Annotated in this window: 23 protein-coding genes; 7 read left to right on the top strand and 16 right to left on the bottom strand. The window is 66.2% G+C overall.

Translation table 11 applies throughout. From position 1 onward, the window contains the following. Positions 1 to 73: 73 nt before the first annotated feature. The 3 genes from ACFQ24_RS20195 (at position 74) to bfr (ending at position 2,175) form a co-directional block, all read left to right on the top strand. Positions 74 to 1,315 (top strand): DUF418 domain-containing protein, encoded by a 1,242-nt coding sequence (locus ACFQ24_RS20195; RefSeq protein ID WP_380914554.1) that lies wholly within the window; start codon positions 74 to 76, stop codon positions 1,313 to 1,315. A 61-nt stretch (positions 1,316 to 1,376) separates the two neighbouring features. Continuing rightward, on the top strand, positions 1,377 to 1,547 hold the full coding sequence (locus tag ACFQ24_RS20190; protein ID WP_380914552.1) for a (2Fe-2S)-binding protein: 171 nt from the start codon (positions 1,377 to 1,379) through the stop codon (positions 1,545 to 1,547). Positions 1,548 to 1,695: 148 nt separating this feature from the next. Beyond that, on the top strand, positions 1,696 to 2,175 hold the full coding sequence (gene bfr, locus ACFQ24_RS20185) for a bacterioferritin (protein ID WP_380914550.1): 480 nt from the start codon (positions 1,696 to 1,698) through the stop codon (positions 2,173 to 2,175). A gap of 72 nt (positions 2,176 to 2,247) precedes the next feature. Here bfr and ACFQ24_RS20180 read toward each other — a convergent pair whose 3' ends face one another. Beyond that, entirely contained in the window at positions 2,248 to 2,655 is a 408-nt protein-coding gene (locus ACFQ24_RS20180) for a (deoxy)nucleoside triphosphate pyrophosphohydrolase (RefSeq protein ID WP_380914548.1), read from the bottom strand. Positions 2,656 to 2,738: 83 nt separating this feature from the next. On the opposite strand from ACFQ24_RS20180, the gene ACFQ24_RS20175 reads away from it, so the two are divergent. Further along, positions 2,739 to 2,924, top strand: a complete 186-nt coding sequence (locus tag ACFQ24_RS20175; RefSeq protein ID WP_380914546.1) for a Flp family type IVb pilin — start codon at positions 2,739 to 2,741, stop codon at positions 2,922 to 2,924. Positions 2,925 to 3,065: 141 nt separating this feature from the next. Then, on the top strand, positions 3,066 to 3,227 hold the full coding sequence (locus ACFQ24_RS20170) for a Flp family type IVb pilin (RefSeq protein ID WP_066762566.1): 162 nt from the start codon (positions 3,066 to 3,068) through the stop codon (positions 3,225 to 3,227). A gap of 65 nt (positions 3,228 to 3,292) precedes the next feature. On the opposite strand, the gene ACFQ24_RS20165 is transcribed toward ACFQ24_RS20170, so the two are convergent. The 5 genes from ACFQ24_RS20165 to ACFQ24_RS20145 all read right to left on the bottom strand — a co-directional run bounded on the left by ACFQ24_RS20165 (position 3,293) and on the right by ACFQ24_RS20145 (position 8,748). Further along, positions 3,293 to 4,771 carry a M48 family metalloprotease gene (locus ACFQ24_RS20165; RefSeq protein WP_380914544.1) on the bottom strand — a complete coding sequence of 493 codons (1,479 nt, stop codon included), beginning with the start codon at positions 4,769 to 4,771 and terminating at the stop codon, positions 3,293 to 3,295. A gap of 74 nt (positions 4,772 to 4,845) precedes the next feature. After that, on the bottom strand, positions 4,846 to 5,790 hold the full coding sequence (locus ACFQ24_RS20160; RefSeq protein ID WP_380914542.1) for an acetyl-CoA carboxylase carboxyltransferase subunit alpha: 945 nt from the start codon (positions 5,788 to 5,790) through the stop codon (positions 4,846 to 4,848). Positions 5,791 to 5,801: 11 nt separating this feature from the next. Continuing rightward, positions 5,802 to 6,734, bottom strand: coding sequence for a tyrosine recombinase (locus tag ACFQ24_RS20155; RefSeq protein WP_380914540.1), 933 nt, complete (start codon positions 6,732 to 6,734; stop codon positions 5,802 to 5,804). 2 nt (positions 6,735 to 6,736) lie between these two features. Further along, the gene (locus ACFQ24_RS20150; protein WP_380914538.1) at positions 6,737 to 8,554 is read right to left on the bottom strand and encodes a hypothetical protein; all 1,818 of its coding nucleotides are present in this window, start codon (positions 8,552 to 8,554) and stop codon (positions 6,737 to 6,739) included. Positions 8,555 to 8,559: 5 nt separating this feature from the next. Then, on the bottom strand, positions 8,560 to 8,748 hold the full coding sequence (locus tag ACFQ24_RS20145; RefSeq protein ID WP_380914536.1) for a hypothetical protein: 189 nt from the start codon (positions 8,746 to 8,748) through the stop codon (positions 8,560 to 8,562). A 97-nt stretch (positions 8,749 to 8,845) separates the two neighbouring features. Between ACFQ24_RS20145 and ACFQ24_RS20140 the strand changes: the two genes are divergently transcribed. Together ACFQ24_RS20140 and aroB are read left to right on the top strand one after the other, a co-directional pair. Beyond that, entirely contained in the window at positions 8,846 to 9,394 is a 549-nt protein-coding gene (locus ACFQ24_RS20140) for a shikimate kinase (protein ID WP_380914534.1), read from the top strand. Next, positions 9,385 to 10,494 carry a 3-dehydroquinate synthase gene (gene aroB / locus ACFQ24_RS20135; RefSeq protein ID WP_380914532.1) on the top strand — a complete coding sequence of 370 codons (1,110 nt, stop codon included), beginning with the start codon at positions 9,385 to 9,387 and terminating at the stop codon, positions 10,492 to 10,494. Before ACFQ24_RS20140 ends, aroB begins: the two co-directional genes overlap by 10 nt. Before the next feature lie 577 nt (positions 10,495 to 11,071). Here the strand turns inward: aroB and rpmE are convergent. The 10 genes from rpmE to pyrH form a co-directional block, all read right to left on the bottom strand. Beyond that, positions 11,072 to 11,296 (bottom strand): 50S ribosomal protein L31, encoded by a 225-nt coding sequence (gene rpmE / locus ACFQ24_RS20130; RefSeq protein ID WP_009822308.1) that lies wholly within the window; start codon positions 11,294 to 11,296, stop codon positions 11,072 to 11,074. A gap of 112 nt (positions 11,297 to 11,408) precedes the next feature. Next, positions 11,409 to 11,885 carry a 3-hydroxyacyl-ACP dehydratase FabZ gene (gene fabZ, locus ACFQ24_RS20125; protein ID WP_380914530.1) on the bottom strand — a complete coding sequence of 159 codons (477 nt, stop codon included), beginning with the start codon at positions 11,883 to 11,885 and terminating at the stop codon, positions 11,409 to 11,411. Positions 11,886 to 11,892: 7 nt separating this feature from the next. Beyond that, a complete protein-coding gene (locus ACFQ24_RS20120; RefSeq protein ID WP_380914528.1) occupies positions 11,893 to 12,561 on the bottom strand; it encodes an OmpH family outer membrane protein in 669 nt (222 codons plus the stop codon). Then, positions 12,561 to 15,248 (bottom strand): outer membrane protein assembly factor BamA, encoded by a 2,688-nt coding sequence (gene bamA / locus ACFQ24_RS20115; protein ID WP_380914526.1) that lies wholly within the window; start codon positions 15,246 to 15,248, stop codon positions 12,561 to 12,563. The genes ACFQ24_RS20120 and bamA overlap by 1 nt, the downstream gene beginning before the upstream one ends. Before the next feature lie 89 nt (positions 15,249 to 15,337). Further along, positions 15,338 to 16,471, bottom strand: coding sequence for an RIP metalloprotease RseP (gene rseP, locus ACFQ24_RS20110; protein WP_380914524.1), 1,134 nt, complete (start codon positions 16,469 to 16,471; stop codon positions 15,338 to 15,340). Further along, on the bottom strand, positions 16,468 to 17,625 hold the full coding sequence (locus tag ACFQ24_RS20105) for a 1-deoxy-D-xylulose-5-phosphate reductoisomerase (protein ID WP_380914522.1): 1,158 nt from the start codon (positions 17,623 to 17,625) through the stop codon (positions 16,468 to 16,470). Before ACFQ24_RS20105 ends, rseP begins: the two co-directional genes overlap by 4 nt. After that, a complete protein-coding gene (locus tag ACFQ24_RS20100) occupies positions 17,622 to 18,401 on the bottom strand; it encodes a phosphatidate cytidylyltransferase (protein WP_380914520.1) in 780 nt (259 codons plus the stop codon). The genes ACFQ24_RS20105 and ACFQ24_RS20100 overlap by 4 nt, the downstream gene beginning before the upstream one ends. A gap of 4 nt (positions 18,402 to 18,405) precedes the next feature. After that, positions 18,406 to 19,182 carry an isoprenyl transferase gene (locus ACFQ24_RS20095; RefSeq protein ID WP_380914518.1) on the bottom strand — a complete coding sequence of 259 codons (777 nt, stop codon included), beginning with the start codon at positions 19,180 to 19,182 and terminating at the stop codon, positions 18,406 to 18,408. A 43-nt stretch (positions 19,183 to 19,225) separates the two neighbouring features. Continuing rightward, a complete protein-coding gene (gene frr / locus ACFQ24_RS20090) occupies positions 19,226 to 19,783 on the bottom strand; it encodes a ribosome recycling factor (RefSeq protein WP_380914516.1) in 558 nt (185 codons plus the stop codon). A gap of 6 nt (positions 19,784 to 19,789) precedes the next feature. Then, positions 19,790 to 20,515 carry a UMP kinase gene (pyrH, locus tag ACFQ24_RS20085; protein ID WP_380914514.1) on the bottom strand — a complete coding sequence of 242 codons (726 nt, stop codon included), beginning with the start codon at positions 20,513 to 20,515 and terminating at the stop codon, positions 19,790 to 19,792. Positions 20,516 to 20,561 lie beyond the last annotated feature (46 nt).

Here is a 20,561-nt window from a genome sequence, read left to right as displayed (position 1 = left end):
CACGCCGGATAAAAAGGCTAGGCGCGTCCGAACACCGCCAGCCCTCCCGGCCGAAGCAGGAAAGCATCGTCGCATGACCGCATCCCCCCGCATAACCGCCATGGACGTGCTGCGCGGCTGCGCGGTGCTCGGTATCCTGTGGATGAACATCACCGCCTTTGCCCTGCCGCAGAGCGCCTATTTCAACCCCGCCGTCGCCGGACCGCTATCGCCGGGCGACATCGCCTTCTGGGCGGCCAGCCTGATCCTGGTGGACGGCAAGATGCGCGGCCTTTTCGCCCTGCTGTTCGGCGCGTCCATGCTGATGCTGATCGACAGGGAGGAAATGGCCGGCCGCGACGGGCGGCGGACCCAGATGATCCGGCTGGCCTGGCTGTTCGTCATCGGCTGCGCGCATGTCTTCCTGCTCTGGTGGGGCGACATCTTGCGCATTTATGCCATTGTCGGCCTGTTCGCGCTGCTCTTTGTGGGCTTGGAACCGCTGGCGCTGGTCAAGCGCGCCTTCCTCTGCTTCCTGATTCAGTTCCTGCTGATGGCCGCCTTCGTCGCGAGCCTCTATCTGCGGGGGAGCGCCGCCGCCGCGCCAGACGCCAGCGCCGCCACGCGCGATGGCTTCCAGGCCTTCATGGATACGCTGAGCGATCCCGCCAGCCCTGCGACGCTGCACGAGATCGCGACCTATCGCGGCGGCTTCACTGGCATCCTCGCCATGAAGGTTGCGGCCTTCCCCGGCGAATGGCTGTGGGGATTCCTGTTCAACGCCTTCGAAACGCTGGGCTTCATGCTGCTGGGCATGGCGATGCTGAAGGGTGGCTTCCTGACCGGCAGCTGGGACGCCGACCAATATCGCCGCACCGCCCGCCATTGCTTCCTGATCGGCCTGCCGCCGATGGCCGCGATGGCGCTTTGGGTCTGGGCGAGCGGCTTTGCCCCCCTGCCAGCCTATGGCGTGGCGCTCGCCTGGTCGCAGCCCTTCCGCATTCCGCTGACGGTCGGCTGGGCGGCGCTGATCCTGTGGCTGCTTGCCCGTCACGCCGGCAGTCCGGTCATGGCGCGACTCGCGGCGGCGGGACGCATGACGCTCAGCAATTATCTCGGCACCAGCCTCGTCATGACCGCGCTGTTCTACGGCTGGGGGCTGGGCCTGTTCGCCCATGTTGGGCCTGCGCTGCTGCCCTTGTTCGTGATCGGTGGCTGGGCGCTGATGCTGCTATGGTCCAAGCCCTGGACGGATCGCTTCGCCTTCGGCCCTGTGGAATGGCTGTGGCGCAGCCTGTCGGCGGGTAAAACGCAAAAGATTCGCAGGAGCAGCTGAATCTACTATTGCGACCCATTATCATCCGCGCTATCTCCTCTCACACAGGAGAAGCACTGCGATGGTCGTCTGCATCTGTAACGCGATTCGGGAAAAAGACCTGCGGGAAGCCGCGCGCAATGGCGCGGACACGCCGTGCAGCGCCTATGCCCAGTTCGGCCGCCGTCCCAAATGCGGCCAGTGCGTCTCCTTTGCGCGCACCATCATCGCGGCTGAACGCGCGTCGGCCTGACAGGATTGCGAAGCATCCGCAGGTAATTGCCGCGATCATCACGCAATAGCGCAGCAAAAAATCGCGGTTTTCCAAGGCTTTTCGGCTTAACAGCCTCGTACCGAAAGGCTATGCTCCGGCCGTTCCCCAAACGCCGGAGTATAACGCCATGAAGGGCGACCCGAAGGTCATCGAATTTCTGAACGAGGTGCTCAAGAACGAGCTGACCGCGATCAACCAATATTTCCTCCACTACCGCATGCTTAACCATTGGGGCGTCGAGAAGCTCGCCAAGTTCGAATATGAAGAGTCGATCGACGAGATGAAGCATGCCGATAAGCTGGCAGAGCGCATCCTCTTCCTCGACGGCCTGCCCAATTTCCAGCTGCTCGGCCGCCTGAAGATCGGCGAGACGGTGGAAGAAATTCTGAAGGCCGACCTTGAGCTGGAATATGAGGCGCTGCCGGTGCTCAAGGACGCGATCGCCTATTGCGAATCCATCCGCGACTATGTGAGCCGCGACCTGTTCCAATATATCCTCGAAAGCGAGGAGGAGCATGTCGATGCGCTGGAAACCCAGTTCGAGATGATCGAACGGATGGGCATCCAGAATTATGTGCAGTTGCAGAGCAAGGCCAAGGAAGACTGACCAGGCGTGGTTCGGCAGGAAGGGCGGGCCGCCCGGGCCGCCCTTCCTGCCCTACCGCGCGACGCCGCCTCTCTATAGCAGCGCATCCAGCAAGCCGATCAGCGGCAGGTCGGCGGGAGGCATGTCCAGCGCGTAAAGCTGCGCAGGGCGCACCCATTTGAGCGCCGTCGCATGCCGTGCCTCCGCCACGCCCTGCCATTTGCGGCAGACGTAGAGCAGGAGCAGGAGATGCCTGTCGCCCAGCGGCTCGCTGGCGAAGGTCGCCGGCGCCAGGCAGCTGGCGTGGGTGCGGATGCCCAGTTCCTCCTCCAGTTCGCGCACCAACGCCGCTTCCGGCGTTTCGCCGGCCTCCACCTTGCCGCCCGGAAACTCCCACAGTCCCCCCATGGCCTTGCCCGGCGGCCGCTGCTGAACCAGCACGCGCCCATCCGCATCGACCAAAGCCACCGCGACCACGAGAAGGGGAGGAAAACCGGTCATATCGCTCCAGATGAGAGGGCTTTGTTAACCCTGCTTCCTTTACATGGGCAACGGGGACTGTCTGCAGCGAAACGGGGAAAATGATGCGTGACATTTTACGGTATCTCGCCCGTTCAAGGCTCATGCGATGCAACCGTGGGGGCACCGCCATCGAATATGGCTTGATCGTCGCGTTGATCGTGCTGGCGATGATAGCAGCGCTGAACACGCTCGCCAGCAAGACCGTGGGCATGTGGAACAATGTCGCAAGAGAAGTAAGTTCCCATTAACCATCAAAGTTTGACAATCGGACCGCGGCATTAAGTCTTTTTCAACCGACCTCCTCTAATTCCATCGTTGCTGACCACCAATTTCCAGTCGGGGCGGCCGGGTAATTTTACGCTGTATTTGGTATTTCAAGGAGACATAGCATGAAGTTCGTGCGCAAGATGCTGAAGAATGAAAAGGGTGCCACCGCGATCGAATACGGCCTGATCGCCGCCCTGATCGCCGTCGCCGCCATTGGCGCGATGAGCAACCTCGGCAGCCGCCTGAGCGGCACCTTCAACAACGTCTCGGGCAACCTGAAGTAAGCTCCGCATCGTTGACGAAACAAAAGGGCGGCGGACGAAAGTCCGCCGCCCTTTTCGTGCGTCGGTCACCAGCCGACGATCTTGACCCTTTGCCCCGGCCGCAGCGCGGCGTTGGCGGTGAACGCGTTGATCGTCAGGAACCGCTCCAGCGGATAATCGCTATAGGCCATCCGCTTGGCGAGCGACTGCACGGTGTCGCCCGACTTGACCGTTACTATCTGCACGCGGCGCGGCTTGATGGCGGCGGCATCCTGCGCGGACAGGCGCTGGATCGATTCCACCATCGGCACGAAAGGACCGACCCCACGCCCCGCCGGCGTGATGAGCAGGAAGTGATAGGCCTTCCCCCCGCCGAAATCATAAGCGAAGACGGTCGCATCAACCTGGCTCGACTGGGTGGAGGCGCGCACCGTGCGCCATGCGGCGGGCAGGCCGTTGATCGTGGTGCGCTGCACCTCGCCCTGCGGCACCCCGCCGTTCCCGCCGCCCAGCCTGGCGAACACGCCATTGACGTAAGCGGCGAGGTCGCCGTTATATGCGCCGCCGCTGAACTGCGCCTGCCCGCCAGATCCGGTGATGGACACCGCGTCCGTGCCATTTTCCATGCCGAAGCCGCCGGGCGCGGTGAAGCTGACGCGCAGGTCGGGATGGCGGAAACGGTTGCCGTCGATCACGCCCTGCTTGGGATCGTCGCCATAGAGCACGCCGTCCAGCGCGTTGAGGAAGGCGTCGCGATTGCGGGTTTTCCCGGTCGCCCTCGTCGCATCAGCCGCGCGCGCCGCGCGCGTCACGCGGGACGCGGGGTCAGGGTGGGTGCTCGCCCATTCCGGCATCGACCGGGCGCTGCCCGCCACTCGCGCGTCGAGACTGCTTTGCGCGGCGAGCGACGCAAGCATGCTCGACAACGCGCGCGGATCGTAGCCGGCGGATGCCAGATAGCGGATGCCCAGATCGTCCGCCTCATATTCCTGCGTGCGCGAAAATTTGAGCGTCAGCAGCTGGCTGCCCGTGCCGATGCCCTTCTGCACAATGCCCGCTAGCCCTGAATCGCCCAGAAATGCGCCAGCCAGTGCCCCCAGCAACGCGCCGCCGATGGCGTTGCGCTGCGCTGCCTTCTGCCGCCGCTGGCCATGTTCCGCCGCGACATGGCCGACCTCATGGCCCAGCACGCCCGCGAGCTCCGCCTCGTCGTTCATCAACGCCATCAGCTGCCGCGTCACATAGACATAGCCGCCGGGGATCGCGAAGGCGTTGTTGACCGGGCTGTTGAGCAGGGTGACGGTGAAGTCGCCCTGCGCGTTGGAAAGGCCGGACTGGACGGCGATGCGCCGCCCGACCCCTTCCACATATTTCGCCTGCGGGCCGGCATAGGCGCCGCCAAATTCCTTCAGCAGCTCAGGATGCTGCTTCGCCCCGCTCGCCTTGTCCTGCGCGCTGATCGACGATGTGGTGCGAATCGCACGTTGCTGCCCGATCACGGCCGGCGCAGTCATGGCGACGACCAACGCCGCGCCCACGCCACCCAGTGCCCATTTACCTTTCATGGCTCCTCACCCTTTCCCGTTACCCCTACGTAACGAGCGACAGTGGCGGGGCGTTCCCGGAAAATGAAGTGGGTTCAGGCCCCTATGGCGAGAAATTTGTCGGCCCGGTCGGTGCGCAGCGCGTCGGCGGCCATGCCGTCGAGCGCGTCCAGTTCCGCCTCGATCGCCGTCCCCAGGCTGGCGATCGCCTGCACCGGCTCGCGATGCGCGCCGCCGACCGGCTCCGGCACGATTCGATCGATCACGCCCAGGCTTTTAAGGTGCTGCGCCGTCACCTGCATGGCGGTGGCGGCATCGCTCGCCTTGTCGGCCGTGCGCCACAGGATCGACGCGCAGCCTTCGGGCGAGATGACCGAATAGACCGCATGTTCGAACATGATCACGCGATTGGCGGCGGCCAGCGCGATTGCGCCTCCCGATCCGCCCTCGCCCACCACGGCGGCCACCATCGGCACGCCCAGCTTCAGGCAGGCTTCGGTCGACCGCGCGATGGCTTCCGCCTGTCCGCGCTCTTCCGCCTGCACGCCGGGAAAGGCGCCCGACGTATCGACGAGGGTCACGACCGGCAGGCCGAACCGGTCCGCCAGTTCCATCAGGCGGATCGCCTTGCGATAGCCCTCGGGCTTCGCCATGCCGAAATTGTGGCGCACGCGGCTGGCGGTGTCGTCCCCCTTCTCATGGCCGATCACCATCACGCGCCGTTCGCCCAGCGTCGCGAATCCGCCCAGGATCGCCTGATCGTCGGCAAAGGCGCGGTCACCGGCCAGCGGCATGAAATTGTCGAACAGGCCGGCGACATAATCCTTGAAATGGGGCCGGTCGGGATGGCGCGCCACCTGCGTCTTCTGCCAGGGCGTCAGCTTGCCATAAGTGTCCGCCAGCAGCTTGGCCGCGCGATTTTCCAGCGTGGCGATCTCGCCGTCGATGTTGATGTCGCCGACGCTCGCGGTGGCGCGCAATTCCAGGATGCGCGCTTCCAGTTCGGCGATCGGCTTTTCGAATTCCAGAAAGCTAACCATGGCGCAAGGCGTTAGGGGGATGGCGCGTCCTCGTCAACGCGGGCGTGCGCCACGCGGGGTGCCATGCCGGCCAGCGGATGCCGCTGGTTGACCAGCTCCACCAGCCGCCGGCTATCGACATGGGTGTAGATCTGCGTCGTGCCGATGTCGGCATGGCCCAGCATCGTCTGCAACGCGCGCAGGTCCGCCCCGCCCTCCAGCAGATGGGTGGCGAAGGCGTGGCGCAGCACATGCGGGCTCACCCGCTCCGGCGCGATTCCCACGGCGGCGGCCAGGGCCTTCACCAGCTGGTAGAGGCGGATGCGGCTCAGATGGCTCTTGCCCGAAGGGAAAAGCCAAGGGCTCGCCCCCGGCACATGCGCCAGCCAGGCCGACACGGCGGCGCGCGCCCGATCGGAAATCGGCACCAGCCGCTCCCGCCCGCCCTTGCCCTTCAGGATCAGGAAGGGGCGGTCGGCTGCCAGCGCCCGCCGCGGCAGCGACACCAGCTCGCTCGCGCGCAGGCCCGATCCATAGAGCAGTTCGATCAGCGCCGAGAGCCGCAGGTCCAGCGGCGCAGGATGCTCGACATCGGTCCGCTCCGCGATCAGCGCGAAGAAGCGATCCACCTCCGCCGTGGACAATATCTTGGGCAGGGGCCGCCGCGTCACCGGCCGGGGCAGAGCGGAGGCCGGATTGTCGGCACGCAGCCCCTCTTCCTCCAGAAAGGCGTAGAAGGCGCGCAGCGCGGACGCCTTGCGCGCGACGGACGAAGCGGCAAGCTGCGCCCACTCCGCCGTCAGGCCAGCCAGCGCATCCTTGTCCGCGCCCGCCAGTCCGCCGACCAGCGCCGCCGCGCCAGTCAGGTCCGTGCGATAGGCGAGCAGCGTGTTCCGCGACGCGCCGCGCTCCGCCGCCATCATCTCCAGGAAGCGGTCGATCAGGGCGGCGTCTTCCTGCCCCATGGTCAGGTCCGGCTGATCGCCTCTGCCGCGATCATCCGCGCTTCGGGGTCCAGCCCCACGCGATGCAGCGCCGCGACGATATGATAGAGATGCGTAGGCGGCAGCTTCGACCAGTCATTGCCCTGCATCCCCACCGCCGCCAGCAGCGCCACGGTCGCCTTCTCGCCCCGCTGCGCCGCTGCGCCGATGGCCCGCGCCCAGCGGCTGTTGGCGGCGAGCGGCACGCCATTGTCCTGCGCCAGCGATTGCGCATCGCCCGCCGACAGTCGCGACAGCCCGGCCAACGCCGCGATCAGCATCCGCCCCTTCGCAGCGCCGGCGTCCTCGATGTAGGAGGAGACGCGGCTGCTGCCGATATCCACCACCGGGCTGGGCGCGCCGACCGCCAGCAAGGCCCAGAATTGCGACGCGCCCGCCCCGTCCAGCTGGCCGATCGCGCGCGCCCACCGCGCGGCGTTGCGGTCGTATCCGGCGGTCAGCATCGATGCGACCAGATTGGCGGCGTCCTGCGCATCGGTCTGCGCGACGGGCAGCGCGGCGGCGGCGCGCGCGGTCGCGATCAGGCCGACATAGTCGGGCTGCGCATTGTCCTGCCACCAGCTGCGCATCCCGCCGATCCGGTCGCCCACCGTCGCGCCGGAATAGGCGGTGCGCAGCGCATCCACCCGGTCGGCCACCTCGGCCGGCGGATCGCCCTCCGTCCCCATCTGGCCGTAAAAGCCCACCATCGCCGCGCTGGAAAACACGCCCAGCCGCGCCGCAATGTCGACGCCCGGCCGTCGCCGCATCGGCGACAGCGCCGCCGCGCGCGCTTCCCACGCACGGACATGCTGCCCCGCCGTCGCATAGAGCGGCTCTGGTATCTCAACGTTCAGGGCAGTGGCGAGGCCGTAGCGCCAGGATGTGAGCCGATCGACGCCCGTCCATTCGATCTTGACCGAACGGCGCGCGTTGAAGCCGGTGCCCACCACTTTTTCCGCCAGCCGGTAATCGACGCCGCGCACCTCGCCGCGCCGCTGCGCCTGGTTGAGCGCGCCGCTCGCCGTCCCCTGATCGCCCGACAGCGCCGGGCAGATGGCGCGGGTCATGGCCCACCCCGCCGCCTTGCTGGTGCGCAGCGCCCCGTCCGACAGCGGGCACAGCCCCGCCGGATCGGCGGTCGCCAGATAGGTTTCCATCGCCACCGCATAGAGGCGCGGCGTGAACCGGTCCGAATCGACGCTCTGCACCATCAGCCGGGCGCTGTCCGCCTCGCCCATGCGCAGGAGCAGCCAGGCGCGCTCCGCCGCCCAGTCCGCCCCGTCGATGTCGCGCGGCGTGTCGGTGGCGGACAGCAGCGCGCGGCGCAGCAGGATGGAGGCCCAGCGCGACACGATCGGCGCGTGGGTCTCGCGCATCAGCGCCGCCAGATATTTGCCCGACTGGTCGCCGAACGCCGCCGCATCGAAGCCCCGCGTTTCCGGCGTCAGCGGCCCGATGCGGTCGAGCGAACGGCGCGCGGTTTCAGGCAGGTCATATTTGGCCTTCTCCGCCGCCAGTTCCTCCGGCGACATCTCCTCCGCCGCATTGTCGCCTTCGAGCAGCGAGAGATCGGGCGGCGTCACCGTTTCGAGCGGCTGCACCATCGGAACGGCGGGCGCTGCGGGCGAGGAAGGCGACGGCTGCGCCGGCCGGGAAGGCTGCGGCGCGGGGGTTTCGGGCGCATCGCCAAAGCCGGGCGGCAGCAGCGATTCGGGCGCCTGTTGCGCGACGACGGGCAGCGCCAGCGCGAGCGCGAAGCTGCCCACCGCCCATCTGGCGTTCCCCCGCGGCCAGCGCATCGGCCTTATTGCCCCAGCTTGTCGGCGGGGATGACCTTCTCGACCCTCTGCTGCGGCTGTTCGCCGCCGCGCGACCAGAAGAAGGCGAGCAGGGCGACGACCAGCAGGACGAGGATGATGGGAATGATCGGCAACCGGGTGCCGCGGCGGCGCGAACTGCTATCGAAACTGCCGAAGTTGCGATTATTCTTCATAAATCCTTGGCTTAAGCTGACGGGCCTGCAAGGCCCGGCGTCCGGGGGAAAGATGCGATTTGCCTCTGCGACGGCTGGCTGTATAGCCCCGCAGGCCATGCAGCGAAACAGCAAAATCCCCGACAGTCAGGCCGGCCGTGGCCCCATCGTGCTGGTGGGCATGATGGGCGTTGGCAAATCGACCGTCGGGCGCAGGCTGGCGGCGCGCCTTGGCCTCAGCTTCGTCGACGCGGACGAGGAGATAGAGAAGGCTGCGGGCATGAGCGTGGCCGAGATTTTCGAACGCTATGGCGAGGCGCATTTCCGCGACGGCGAGCGGCGGGTGATCGCCCGCTTGATGGACGGCGCACCCAAGGTGATCGCGACCGGCGGCGGCGCCTTCATGCAGGAGGAAACCCGCCGCCTGATCCTGGAGGGCGCGATCGCGATCTGGCTGGACGCCGACATCGACATCCTGGTCGATCGCGTGGCGCGGCGCGACAGCCGCCCGCTGCTGAAGGGCAAGGATCCGCGCACCGTGCTGACCGAACTGGCGGCGACCCGCAACCCGATTTACGCGCTCGCGCCGATCCATGTGAAGAGCATCGCCGCCCCGCATGAAGTCGCGGTCGAACGCATCATGGAGCAACTGACGGCATGGCAATAGTCCGCGTGGCGCTCGACGCGCGCAGTTACGACATAGTGATCGAACAGGGCGCGCTCGACCGCGCCGGGGAACTGCTGTCGCCCTATGCGCGCAAGGGGCGGCTGGTGGTGGTCACCGACACGCATGTCGCCGCCGCGCAACTGCCGCGCCTGGACGCCGCCCTGCGCGCGGCCAATGTAACGGTCGAACCGATCATCCTGCCGGCGGGCGAACAGACCAAGAGTTGGTGGCATCTGGAACAGCTGCTCGACGCGCTGCTGGCGCTGGAGATCGAACGGGGCGACCATGTCGTCGCGCTCGGAGGCGGCGTGATCGGCGATCTGGTGGGCTTTGCCGCCTCCATCCTGAAGCGCGGCTGCCATTTCATCCAGGTGCCCACGACCCTGCTGGCGCAGGTCGATTCGTCCGTGGGCGGCAAGACGGCGATCAACACGCAGGCGGGCAAAAATCTCGTCGGCAGTTTCTACCAGCCCGCGCTGGTGCTGATCGATCCGTCGACCCTCAACAGCCTGCCCCCGCGCGAAACCCGCGCCGGCTATGCCGAAGTGGTCAAATATGGGCTGATCGACGATCCCGACTTCTTCGCCTGGTGCGAGAGTGACGGCCATCGCCTGCTCGCGGGCGAGCCGCAAGCGCGCGCTTATGCCATCGAAAAGAGCGTCCGCGCCAAGGCCGCCATCGTCGCGGACGACGAGCGCGAGACATCGGGCCGCCGCGCCCTGCTCAACCTCGGCCATACCTTCGGCCACGCGCTGGAGGCGGACACGGGCTTTTCCGACACGCTGCTCCACGGCGAAGGCGTCGCGGCCGGCATGGCGCTCGCCTTCCGCTACTCCGCGCGGCTCGGCCTCTGCCCGCAGGAGGATGCCGACCGCCTGACCGCGCACCTGCGCGCAGTCGGCCTCCCCCACGACCTCGCGTCGGCGCATGTCACGGCAGACGGCGCGGCTCTGGTCGCGCACATGCTCCACGACAAGAAGATGGCCGCCGGCACCCTCCCCTTCCTCCTCGCGCGCGGCATCGGGCAAACCTTCCTGTCGAAGGACATCGCGCTGGACGACGTGGCGGCGTTTCTGGATGAGGATCGAGCGGCGGGGTGAGATTGATCGAAGCGACTAGCAAACGTTCAAGTCGGAGTGGGGTGTCGCACAGGGACGCGAGCGGACAGCTTTAACGCAGGTTTGCGCCCTGACGGCTTTGGACACTTCGTTATACTGTCGCGCTTCGACAGGTCCGACTTCCATCTGTCCGACACCTCCAGACCACTTAGGCAACACTGCAACCTCGCCGCCCCTGTCAGCCATCAGGTTGACCACCTGCGCCAGGCATTCGGACGTTCCGGTGACTTCAATGTTCACCTTCTGCCTTGCGGCCGGGATTTCGTCAGCGGAGTGACAGCCGGTGGCTAGAAGCAAGATAAGCACGGTTATGGCACATGAGACTTCCGTCATCATCAAAGCATGTCAGCGAACATCAGCATCCGCAACCATGTCGAGGTTTTGGCGCTTATGACGTCCATAATTGGTCGCTTTTACGTCATGCCGGGCTTGACCCGGCATCCCGCTTCTTTTGCCCATTTGAAAAGGCGGGACCCCGGCTCAGGGCCGGGGTGGTGTACAACAAAAAAGGCGCCCCGTCCCCGGAGCGCCCCTTTTATCTCAAACCCTTTAAGGCCGATTACTTCTTCAGCGTCAGGCCACCGAAGCGCTTGTTGAAGCGCGCCACCTGGCCGCCGGTGTCGAGCTGGCGGTTGCCGCCCGTCCAGGCCGGGTGCGACTTTGGATCGATGTCGAGCGCCAGCGTGTCGCCTTCCTTGCCCCAGGTGGAGCGGGTCTGGAAGGTGGTGCCGTCGGTCATCTGGACGGTGATCATGTGGTAATCGGGGTGGGTATCGGCCTTCATGGCGGTGATGCTCCTATGGTGGCCGGTTTCCGACCGGCCGGATGCAAAAAAAATGCGAAGGCGCGCCGTTAGCGGTTTCGGCGCGCCAAAGCAAGTGCGGTGATGGCCCGCGTCAATCCTTGGGCGGATCGGCGATCATCGCGACGAACTGCGCCTCGGCGGCCAGCTTGCCGTCGACCATCGCCTTGCCGCTGAACTTGCAGACCGCGCCGCGAAACTGCGTCGCTTCCACATGCAGGTCGAGCAGGCAGCCCGGCTCCACCGGAGACCGGAACTTCGCGCCGTCGATGCTCATGAAATAGACGAGCTTCCCCGAATCCGCGAGGTCCATCGAATCGACCGCCAGCACGCCCGCCGCCTGCGCCATCGCTTCCACGATCAGCACGCCGGGCATGATCGGCCGTCCCGGGAAATGCCCCTGGAAAAACGGCTCGTTCATCGACACCGCCTTCACCGCATGGATCGACTGGTTGGGCACCAGCGACACCACGCGGTCGACCAGCAGCATCGGATAGCGGTGCGGCAGCGCGGACATGACCCGACGGACATCCATCGGGCCACGGGCGGTCGATTCAACTTCCCCCGTCATCTTTGCGTCAGCGCGACTTGGGGGCCTGCGCCGGGGTCGCCGGAGCGGCGGCGGCAGGAGCCGCAGCGGCAGGCGCACCCTGTGCCTGGCCCGGCTGCCAGCCGGCCGGCGGGGTGATGCCGACGCTGGGCACCAGCGCGTTCAGCTCGGTGATGACGGCGGGCGTGATGTCCGCGCCGGCGCCGAAGCTTTCGGTCGCGCCCTTCTTGAACACGATTTCCGACTTCGTCTTCGCGGTCGCGGCCTTCAGCGCGTCGTCCAGCTTGGCAACGATCTGCTGCTCGACATAGGCGCGGGCCAGCTGCACCGGCTGGCTCAGGCGCTGCAGTTCGGCCTGGCCGTTCTGCTGGGCCTGCTGAAGCTGCTGATACTGGGTCTCGATCGCCGGAGTCGGCTTGTTACCCGCAGCCTTGTATGCGGCCTGCAGCGCGTCGTTCTTGCTCTTGAGATCGGTCTCGATCGCGGTGCGGCGCGTGTTGATCTGGTCGATCTGCGGCTTGTAGGTGGTCTGCATCTGCGTCATCGCGGTGGTGAAGGCCGCGCTGCGGGCGACGGCCTCCTCCAGGTCGACGACCGCGATGCCCGACTTGGTCTGGGCGGCGGCCGGCACGGCGGTCAGCGCAATGGCAGTCATGGGCGCCAGCGCGATCGCGGCCGCCTTGATAATCGTCTTCATCAGAATTGAGTCCCTACGTTGAAGGTGATGAGCTTGGTGTCGTCCCCTGGTTCCTTGAGCAGGGCCCTGGCGATGTCGATGCGGAACGGGCCGAAGGGCGAGTTCCAGTTGACGCCAAAGCCCACGGAAACACGCGGCTTGAGCGTGTCGCCGAGATATTCTTCCTCGAAATTGCCGCCCGCGAATGTAAAGTTGGTGCCGCATACGGGCGCGCGGGCGCTGCCGGTGGCGCGCACGCGGGTCGATCCGGTGGGCGCGGCCGTGGTGGGATCGCAATAGCCCGCAAAGCTGCCGGTGCCGTTGACCAGCACCGGATCCTTGATGCCCGCGACCGCGCCGGCGTCGACATAGATGGACGGACGCAGGCCCATCTCACGCGCGCCCGATCCCAGCGGGATTTCCAGCTCGGCGCGGGACATATAGTAGATGCGGCCGCCCAGCGCGTCGTCCGACACATTCTGGTTGCCGTTGACCCGCTCATAGCCGGTCGTCGCGCCGTTGCTGTCGGTGGTCGCCTGGAGGAAATAGCGCTTCACGCGCGGGCCGACGCCGCGAATGTTGAAGCCGCGAATCTGCGGTTCGCCCAGGAAGAAGCGGTCGACCAGGCGGATGCGCTCGGTCGGGAAGCCGTCCGGGTCGGTCCGCTGCCCTTCGAGCGAATGGATATAGCCGCCCTCTCCGGTCACGGAGAAGATGAAGCCGCTGCCCAGCGCCCAATATTTGCCGGCGTTCACGCGGGTGCGGACATATTTGACGCTGCCGCCCAGGCCCGCGAAATCCTGGCTCAGCACCACGCTGTTGCCGCGCGTTGGACGGATGCGATTGTCGCGCGTGTCGTAGATCAGCGAATAGCCGAGCGAGGACGTGGTACGCTTGCCGATGGCGTCGCAGAGATAGCGGCCCGCGAGCAGCGGGTCGCACCGTTCGGCCAGCGGCCCCGCGCCGTCCGGATCGGAATAATAGGTAGCCCGGTCGAGCGTCACATCGTCGAAATTCAGGCTGTAGCGCAGCGCCAGCGAGATATATTCGGTGATCGACAGGCCCGCGCGCAGCTGAAAACCGGTCGTGGTCTGCTCATAGGTGGTGTCGCGGTCGTTGGTGCTGTTGCCCAGGAACCGGAAGCTGTTGAGGTCGCGGCGGTAGATGTCGCCGCCCAGCGCGATATTCTTGTCCATGAAATAGGGCTCGGTGAAGCCCACTTCCACCGACTTGGAATAGGCCGAATAATTGACCGAGGTGCGCAGTTCCTGGCCCTTGCCGCGGAAGTTGCGCTGGGTGATCGACGCCGACACGATGAAGCGTTCCAGCGAGGAATAGCCCGCCGACAGCGACAGTTCGCCGGTCGATTTTTCCTGGACGTTGGTTTCCAGCACGATGCGGTCGGGCGCGGAACCCGGCTTCTGCTCGACGTCCAGCTTCTCCTGGAAGAAGCCGAGCGAGTTGATCCGGTCCTTCGACCGCTTGACCAGGAAGCTGTTGAAGGCGTCGCCTTCGGCCAGGCGGAACTCGCGACGCACGACCTTGTCCTGCGTCAGCGTGTTGCCGTTGATGTCGACCCGCTCCACATAGACGCGGGGCGCGTTGCCGATGCGGAAATTGATCCCCATCGTCAGGTCTTCCTTGGACCGGTTGAAGTCCGGCGACACGTCCGCGAAGGCATAGCCGAACAGGCCCGCCGTCTCGCTCAGCGTGTCGACGGTGTCCTCGACCTGCTTGGCGTTGTACCAGTCGCCCTTCTTCATCGGCAGCGTCTTGGTCAGCGCGTCGCCCGACAGGTCGCGAATGTCCGATTCGACCTTCACATCACCGAATTTGTAGCGGTCGCCTTCCTCCACCACATAGGTGATGATGAAGTCCTGCTTGTCCGGCGTCAGTTCCGCCACGGCGGAAATCACGCGGAAATCGGCATAGCCTTCGGTCAGGTAGAATTGGCGCAGCTTCTGCTGGTCATAGGCCAGACGGTCGGGATCGTAGCTGGTGCCTGACGAGAAGATGCGGAACCAGCGCGACTGCTTCGTCACCATCTGGCTGCGCAGTTCGCCGTCCTTGAACTTCTCGTTGCCGATGATGTTGATCTGGCGGACCTTGGACTTGGGGCCTTCGCTGATCTCGAACACGATGTCGACGCGGTTCTGGTCCAGCTGGACCATCTTGGGTTCGATCGTGGCGGCGAAGCGGCCCTGCCGGCGATACAGCTCGATGATGCGGGCCACGTCGGCGCGGACCTTGGACCGGGTATAGATCTGGCGCGGAGCCAGTTTTATTTCAGGACGTATCTTGTCTTCCTTGAGGCGCTTATTACCTTCAAGGACGATGCGGTTGATGACCGGGTTTTCCTTCACCTGGACGGTCAGCGCGCCATTGTCGTTGCGGATCTGGACGTCGGCGAACAGCTCCGTTTCGTAGAGGTCGCGCAGCGCCTGGTCGAGGCTTTCCTGGCTGAAGGGCTGGCCCTGGCGCAGCTTGGTGTAGGACAGGACGGTGTCCGGTTCCAGCCGCTGCGTGCCGCTGACGGTGATCGAGCCGATGGTGCCCAGCGGCGCGCCCGACGGCGTCACCGCAGGCGCGGTCGAAGCGGCAGCGGGCGCAGGCGCGCTCTGGGCCATGGCCGCGATGGGCAGGCCCGCGATCACCGTCGTCGCCAACAGGGCGGCCACGACCGGGCGCTGCCTCATGCTGCTGTTCATCGCTGTCACCCGCTCCACCTCAAACTCAAAACCCGAATGTTTCCGCCGACACAGACGATGCCGGAGGGCGCTTCCCTGCCCGATGCGCGTCAGCCGATCAAGCCGGACAGGCTTTTCCACAGGCCGAAAGACGACAAATCGTTGAAAGTCACCAGCAGCATCATTGCCATCAACAGCGCCAGCCCCGACCGATAGGCCCATTCCTGCGCGGCTGGGCTGACCGGTCGCCGCTGGACCGCCTCGATTCCGTAGAAAAGCAGATGCCCGCCATCCAGCATCGGAATTGGCAACAGGTTGATGAACCCCAAGTTAATCGAGATGAGCGCGACGAAGAAGATGAAGCTTTCCAGGCCCAGCGTCGCCGCCTGCCCCGAAACCTGCGCGATCTTCAGCGGCCCGCCCAACTCCTTCACCGACCGGCCGCCGCCCACGATCTGACCCAGCGTCTCGACCATCGTGCGCACGATCTGGCCGGTGCGCTCGATGGCGACGATGGGCGCGCGCCACAGCGGCACCGGCTCGACCACCGGCTCGCCCGGCGCGATGCCCAGCCTGCCGACGGCGAACTTGTTGCCCAGCCCATCATCCTCGGTCACGCTGCCGATGCGGCCCTGCTTGACGATGCGGCGGCCGTCGCGCTCGATCACCAGTTCCACCGGCTCGTTGGGGCGGATCTGCGCATAGAGGCGGATGTCGTCGAACGTGTCCATCGACCGGCCGCCCAGCGACACGATGCGGTCGCCCGCGACGATACCCGCCGCCACCGCCGCGCTGCCCGGCTGGACCTGCCCCGCCACGGCCGGCGTGCGGCTTTCGCCATGCAGGAAGGCGAAGGTCGCCAGGATCAGGATGGCGAAGAGGAAGTTGATCGCCGGTCCCGCCGCCACGATCGCCGCGCGTTGCCACAGCGGCTTGGCGGGGAAGCTCTCCGCGCGATCCTTCGCCGGCATCTCCAGCCAGGCGGGGTCCGTCATGCTCGCCGCGTTCATGTCGCCCTTGAACCGGACATAGCCGCCCAGCGGGAGCGCCGCGACGCGCCAGCGGGTGCCGCGCCGATCGACCCAGGCGAACAGCTCCGGCCCGAAGCCGATGGAGAAGGCCTCCGCCTTCACGCCGAACCAGCGCCCGACCAGATAATGGCCGAGCTCGTGCACGAAGACGAGCGGCCCGATGACCGCCACGAAGGCCAGCACGGTCAGGATGAAACCGGGATTCTGGATCAAGCCGTCAATCTTTCCATCACTTCGCCCGCCTGCGCGCGGGCCTGCGCGTCCGCTGCCAGCACATCGTCGATCGACGCTGGCGGCGGCGCCCTGTATCGCTGCAACACATCCTCCACAATCATGGCAATATCAAGGAAGCCGATGTGGCCCGCCAGGAAAGCGGCGACCGCGACCTCATTGGCGGCGTTGAGGATGGCGGGGGCCGCGCCCCCTTCCGCCGCCGCGGCGCGGGCCAGCCGCAATGCCGGAAAGCGTTGTTCGTCAGGCGCTTCGAAATCGAGCCTGCCAATCCTTACCAGGTCCAGCGGCTGGCATGGCGTGGCGATCCGTTCCGGCCAGGCAAGCGCATGGGCGATGGGAATCCGCATGTCCGGCGACCCCAGCTGCGCCAAAGTGGAACGGTCGCGATATTCGACCATCGAATGGATCACCGATTGCGGGTGGACCAATATCTCGATCCGCTCGAGTCCGATCGGAAAGAGGTGGGCGGCCTCGATCAGTTCCAGCCCCTTGTTCATCATCGTCGCGCTGTCGACGCTGATCTTCGCGCCCATCGACCAGTTGGGATGGGCGACCGCCTGCGCAGGGGTAATGTCCGCCATCTCGGCGCGGCTGCGGGTGCGGAAGGGACCACCGCTCGCCGTCAGGATGATCCTTGCCACATCCTGCAACCCACAACTGGCAAGGCACTGGAATATCGCGTTATGCTCGCTGTCCACCGGCAGCAGCGTCGCGCCCGACGCGGTCGCCGCCTGCATCATCAGCCCGCCAGCCGACACCAGCGATTCCTTGTTGGCGAGCGCAACCGCCCCCCCGGCCTTCAGCGCCGCCATGGTGGGCTTGAGGCCCGCGCAGCCGACGATCGCGGCCATGGTCCAGTCGGCGTCCAGTCCCGCCGCCTCGACCAGCGCCTGCTCGCCCGCCGCCGCTTCGATGCCGGACCCGGCCAGCGCATCCTTCAGCGCGCCATAAAGCCGCTCCTGCCCGATCACCGCGACCTGCGCGCCGGTTTCCCGCGCCTGCGCCGCCAGGCTGTCCACATCGCTGTTCGCGGTCAGCGCGACGACGCGATAGGCATCGCGGTCGCGCCGGACGAGATCGAGCGTCGACAGGCCCACCGAGCCGGTCGCGCCGAAGATGGAAACGCGCTTCATGCCCCCTGCACCAGGATGAGGTAGCAGAGCGCAGCCAGCGGGGCTGCGGCCACCACCCCGTCCAGCCGGTCCATCACGCCGCCATGGCCGGGGAGCAGCGTGCCGCTGTCCTTCACCCCCGCCCGGCGCTTCATCCAGCTTTCCAGCAGGTCGCCCAGTTGTGCAGCTACCGCCAGCAGGCCGCTCGCCGCCGCCAGCTGGATCGGCAAGCCGGCCAGGCGATGCAGCAGGAAGCCCAGCAGCAGCGCCGCGAGCACCCCGCCGGCCAGCCCCGACCAGGTCTTGGACGGGCTGACGCGCGGCGCGAGCTTCGGCCCGCCGATCGATCGCCCGGCGAAATAGGCGCCGATGTCGGTCGCCCACACCAGCGCCAGCGCCCAGAGCGCGAGCAGCAGCCCGAACGCATAGGGTTGTTCCCCCCGCAGGAATTGCAGCGCCACGATGGGGACGCAGATATAGGGGATGCCGAGCGCCAGCGCGGGCTTCCGGCTGGTGAACAGGACGAAGAAGAAGGCCGCAGCGCCCGCGATCATCACCGGCCAGTCGATTCCCGCCGCCAGCGGGCATAGCAGCGCCAGCGGGATCGAGACGGCGAACATAGCATTCTTGCGCTGCTGCGGGTCCGCGCCGGTCAGGTCGCCCCATTCGCCCTGCATCAGCACGCCCGCGATCGCCAGCAGCATCCAGAAGATGACGCCCCCGGCCAGCAGCGCGCCTATCGCCAGAGCGATCAGCGCGACGCCCACAGTGGCGCGGGTGCGCAATTCACCTGTCATGCGCTCACAAGCCGCCGAACCGGCGGTCCCTCAGGCGAAAGGCGTCCAGCGCCTCCGCCAACGCACGCCCGTCGAAATCGGGCCACAGCATGTCGGTAAAATAGAGTTCGGCATAGGCCGCCTGCCACAGCAGGAAATTACTGAGCCGCTGTTCGCCCGAAGTGCGGATCATCAGGTCCAGCGGCGGCAGGTCGGCGGTGTAGAGTTCGGCATCGATCGTCTCGACGCCGATGTCCTGCGCAATCAGCTTGCCCTGCGCCGCGCGGTCCGCGATCGCCCGGACCGCCCGCACCATCTCGTCCTGCGCGCCATAGTTGAGCGCGATCGCCACGATCGGCCCGCTATTGCCCGCCGTGCGCGCCATTGCCTCTTCGATCAGGTCGACCAGCGCCGGGTCGAGCGCGCGATAGTCGCCGATGATGCGCAGCCGCACGCCGTTTGCGTGGAATTCGTCCAGGTCAGACTGGATGAAGTGGCGCAGCAGGCCCATGAGGTCCGATACCTCGCTTGCCGGCCGCTTCCAGTTTTCGGAGGAGAAGGCATAGAGCGTCAGGCATTCCAGCCCCATCTCCCGCGCCGCGCGCGCGACGCGACGCACCGCTTCCACCCCTGCCCTGTGCCCCGCGATGCGCGGCAGCAAGCGCTTCTTCGCCCAGCGGCCATTGCCGTCCATGATGATGGCGACATGCCGGACCCCCAGCGCTCCGGGCGGAACGCCTTGGGTGCGCGCACCATCGGTGGGTGCGACGCCGCTCAGGTCGGGCTTGGCTTGACTGGCCATCAGAAGGACATGCGGGTTTTGGCCACGAAAGAAAAGCCCCGGCTTACTGGCCGAGGATTTCCTTTTCCTTGGCCGACGCTGCGGCATCGATATCGGCGATGGTGCTGTCAGTCAGCTTCTGCACTTCCGTTTCCAGCCGCTTGCGTTCGTCCTCGCTGATCTCGCCCTTCTTCTCGTCGGTCTTCAGGCTGTCCATGCCGTCGCGGCGGACGTTGCGCACGGCGACGCGCGCGCCTTCGGCATATTTGCTGGCGAGCTTCGCCAGTTCCTTGCGCCGCTCCTCGGTAAGGTCGGGGATGGGCAGGCGCAGCGTCTGCCCGTCGACGATGGGGTTGAGGCCAAGGCCCGCCGAACGGATCGCCTTGTCGACCGGGCCGACATTGGTCTTGTCCCACACCTGCACCGACAGCATGCGCGGTTCGGGCGCTGAGACGGTCGCCACCTGGTTGAGCGGCATGTTGGCGCCATAGACGGTGACCATGACGGGATCGAGCAGCTGCACATTGGCGCGACCCGTCCGCAGGCCCGTAAGGTCGCCCTTCAGCGCTTCGATCGCGCCCGCCATGCGGCGTTCCAGATCGGCTTTGTTATATTGCGGCATGGGATTTCAGCGCTCCTGATTTTGCACGATCGTCGCGACGCCGTGCCCGGCGAGCACGGTGGCGAGATTGCCGGTCTCGCGGATGTTGAAGACGACGATGGGGATATTATTCTCTCGGCACAGCGCGATGGCGCTGGCGTCCATGACTTTTAGGTTGTCGTTCAGCACCTGGTCGAAGCTGATCTGGTCATAGCGAGCGGCGTCCGGCACCTTCTTGGGATCGGCATTGTAGATGCCGTCCACGCTGGTCCCCTTGAACAACGCATCGCAATTCATTTCGGCGGCCCGCAGCGCGGCGGTGGTGTCGGTCGTGAAGAAGGGACTGCCCGTCCCCGCCGCGAAGATGACGATGCGGCCCTTTTCCATATGCCGTTCGGCCTTGCGCCGGATATAGGGTTCGCACACGCTCGCCATCGGGATGGCGGATTGGACGCGCGTGTCGTATCCCCGCTTTTCCAGCGCATTCTGCACCGCCAGCGCGTTCATCACGGTTGCGAGCATGCCCATATAGTCGGCGCTCGCCCGGTCGAACCCTGCCGCCGCGCCGGCCAGCCCGCGAAAGATGTTGCCGCCGCCCACGACCACGCAAATCTCGAAGCCTGCATCCTTGGCCGCCGCAATCTCCCCCGCCACGCGGTTCACGGTCGCCGGCTCGATGCCGAACTGACCCTGCCCCATCAGCACTTCGCCGGACAATTTCAGAAGGATGCGCTTGAAGGCTGGCCGGGTCATGCGGGGCGGGAATCCTTTCGAAGGGAGGGGAAGGCGGCCGGACTTT

This window comes from Sphingobium olei (genome assembly GCF_042678845.1).
Classification (GTDB): Bacteria; Pseudomonadota; Alphaproteobacteria; order Sphingomonadales; family Sphingomonadaceae; genus Sphingobium; species Sphingobium olei.
The sequence above is the reverse complement of the archived record's forward strand: the minus strand, read 5'-3'. Positions and strand labels throughout refer to the sequence as shown.

Excerpts from the sequence above, each read along its gene's own strand:
- ACFQ24_RS20195 (WP_380914554.1), top strand. The coding sequence starts at position 74 with ATGACCGCATCCCCCCGCATAACCGCCATGGACGTGCTGCGCGGCTGC.
- ACFQ24_RS20190 (WP_380914552.1), top strand. The coding sequence starts at position 1,377 with ATGGTCGTCTGCATCTGTAACGCGATTCGGGAAAAAGACCTGCGGGAA.
- bfr (WP_380914550.1), top strand. The coding sequence starts at position 1,696 with ATGAAGGGCGACCCGAAGGTCATCGAATTTCTGAACGAGGTGCTCAAG.
- ACFQ24_RS20180 (WP_380914548.1), bottom strand. The coding sequence starts at position 2,655 with ATGACCGGTTTTCCTCCCCTTCTCGTGGTCGCGGTGGCTTTGGTCGAT.
- ACFQ24_RS20175 (WP_380914546.1), top strand. The coding sequence starts at position 2,739 with ATGCGTGACATTTTACGGTATCTCGCCCGTTCAAGGCTCATGCGATGC.
- ACFQ24_RS20170 (WP_066762566.1), top strand. The coding sequence starts at position 3,066 with ATGAAGTTCGTGCGCAAGATGCTGAAGAATGAAAAGGGTGCCACCGCG.
- ACFQ24_RS20165 (WP_380914544.1), bottom strand. The coding sequence starts at position 4,771 with ATGAAAGGTAAATGGGCACTGGGTGGCGTGGGCGCGGCGTTGGTCGTC.
- ACFQ24_RS20160 (WP_380914542.1), bottom strand. The coding sequence starts at position 5,790 with ATGGTTAGCTTTCTGGAATTCGAAAAGCCGATCGCCGAACTGGAAGCG.
- ACFQ24_RS20155 (WP_380914540.1), bottom strand. The coding sequence starts at position 6,734 with ATGGGGCAGGAAGACGCCGCCCTGATCGACCGCTTCCTGGAGATGATG.
- ACFQ24_RS20150 (WP_380914538.1), bottom strand. The coding sequence starts at position 8,554 with ATGCGCTGGCCGCGGGGGAACGCCAGATGGGCGGTGGGCAGCTTCGCG.
- ACFQ24_RS20145 (WP_380914536.1), bottom strand. The coding sequence starts at position 8,748 with ATGAAGAATAATCGCAACTTCGGCAGTTTCGATAGCAGTTCGCGCCGC.
- ACFQ24_RS20140 (WP_380914534.1), top strand. The coding sequence starts at position 8,846 with ATGCAGCGAAACAGCAAAATCCCCGACAGTCAGGCCGGCCGTGGCCCC.
- aroB (WP_380914532.1), top strand. The coding sequence starts at position 9,385 with ATGGCAATAGTCCGCGTGGCGCTCGACGCGCGCAGTTACGACATAGTG.
- rpmE (WP_009822308.1), bottom strand. The coding sequence starts at position 11,296 with ATGAAGGCCGATACCCACCCCGATTACCACATGATCACCGTCCAGATG.
- fabZ (WP_380914530.1), bottom strand. The coding sequence starts at position 11,885 with ATGACGGGGGAAGTTGAATCGACCGCCCGTGGCCCGATGGATGTCCGT.
- ACFQ24_RS20120 (WP_380914528.1), bottom strand. The coding sequence starts at position 12,561 with ATGAAGACGATTATCAAGGCGGCCGCGATCGCGCTGGCGCCCATGACT.
- bamA (WP_380914526.1), bottom strand. The coding sequence starts at position 15,248 with ATGAACAGCAGCATGAGGCAGCGCCCGGTCGTGGCCGCCCTGTTGGCG.
- ACFQ24_RS20105 (WP_380914522.1), bottom strand. The coding sequence starts at position 17,625 with ATGAAGCGCGTTTCCATCTTCGGCGCGACCGGCTCGGTGGGCCTGTCG.
- ACFQ24_RS20100 (WP_380914520.1), bottom strand. The coding sequence starts at position 18,401 with ATGACAGGTGAATTGCGCACCCGCGCCACTGTGGGCGTCGCGCTGATC.
- ACFQ24_RS20095 (WP_380914518.1), bottom strand. The coding sequence starts at position 19,182 with ATGGCCAGTCAAGCCAAGCCCGACCTGAGCGGCGTCGCACCCACCGAT.
- frr (WP_380914516.1), bottom strand. The coding sequence starts at position 19,783 with ATGCCGCAATATAACAAAGCCGATCTGGAACGCCGCATGGCGGGCGCG.
- pyrH (WP_380914514.1), bottom strand. The coding sequence starts at position 20,515 with ATGACCCGGCCAGCCTTCAAGCGCATCCTTCTGAAATTGTCCGGCGAA.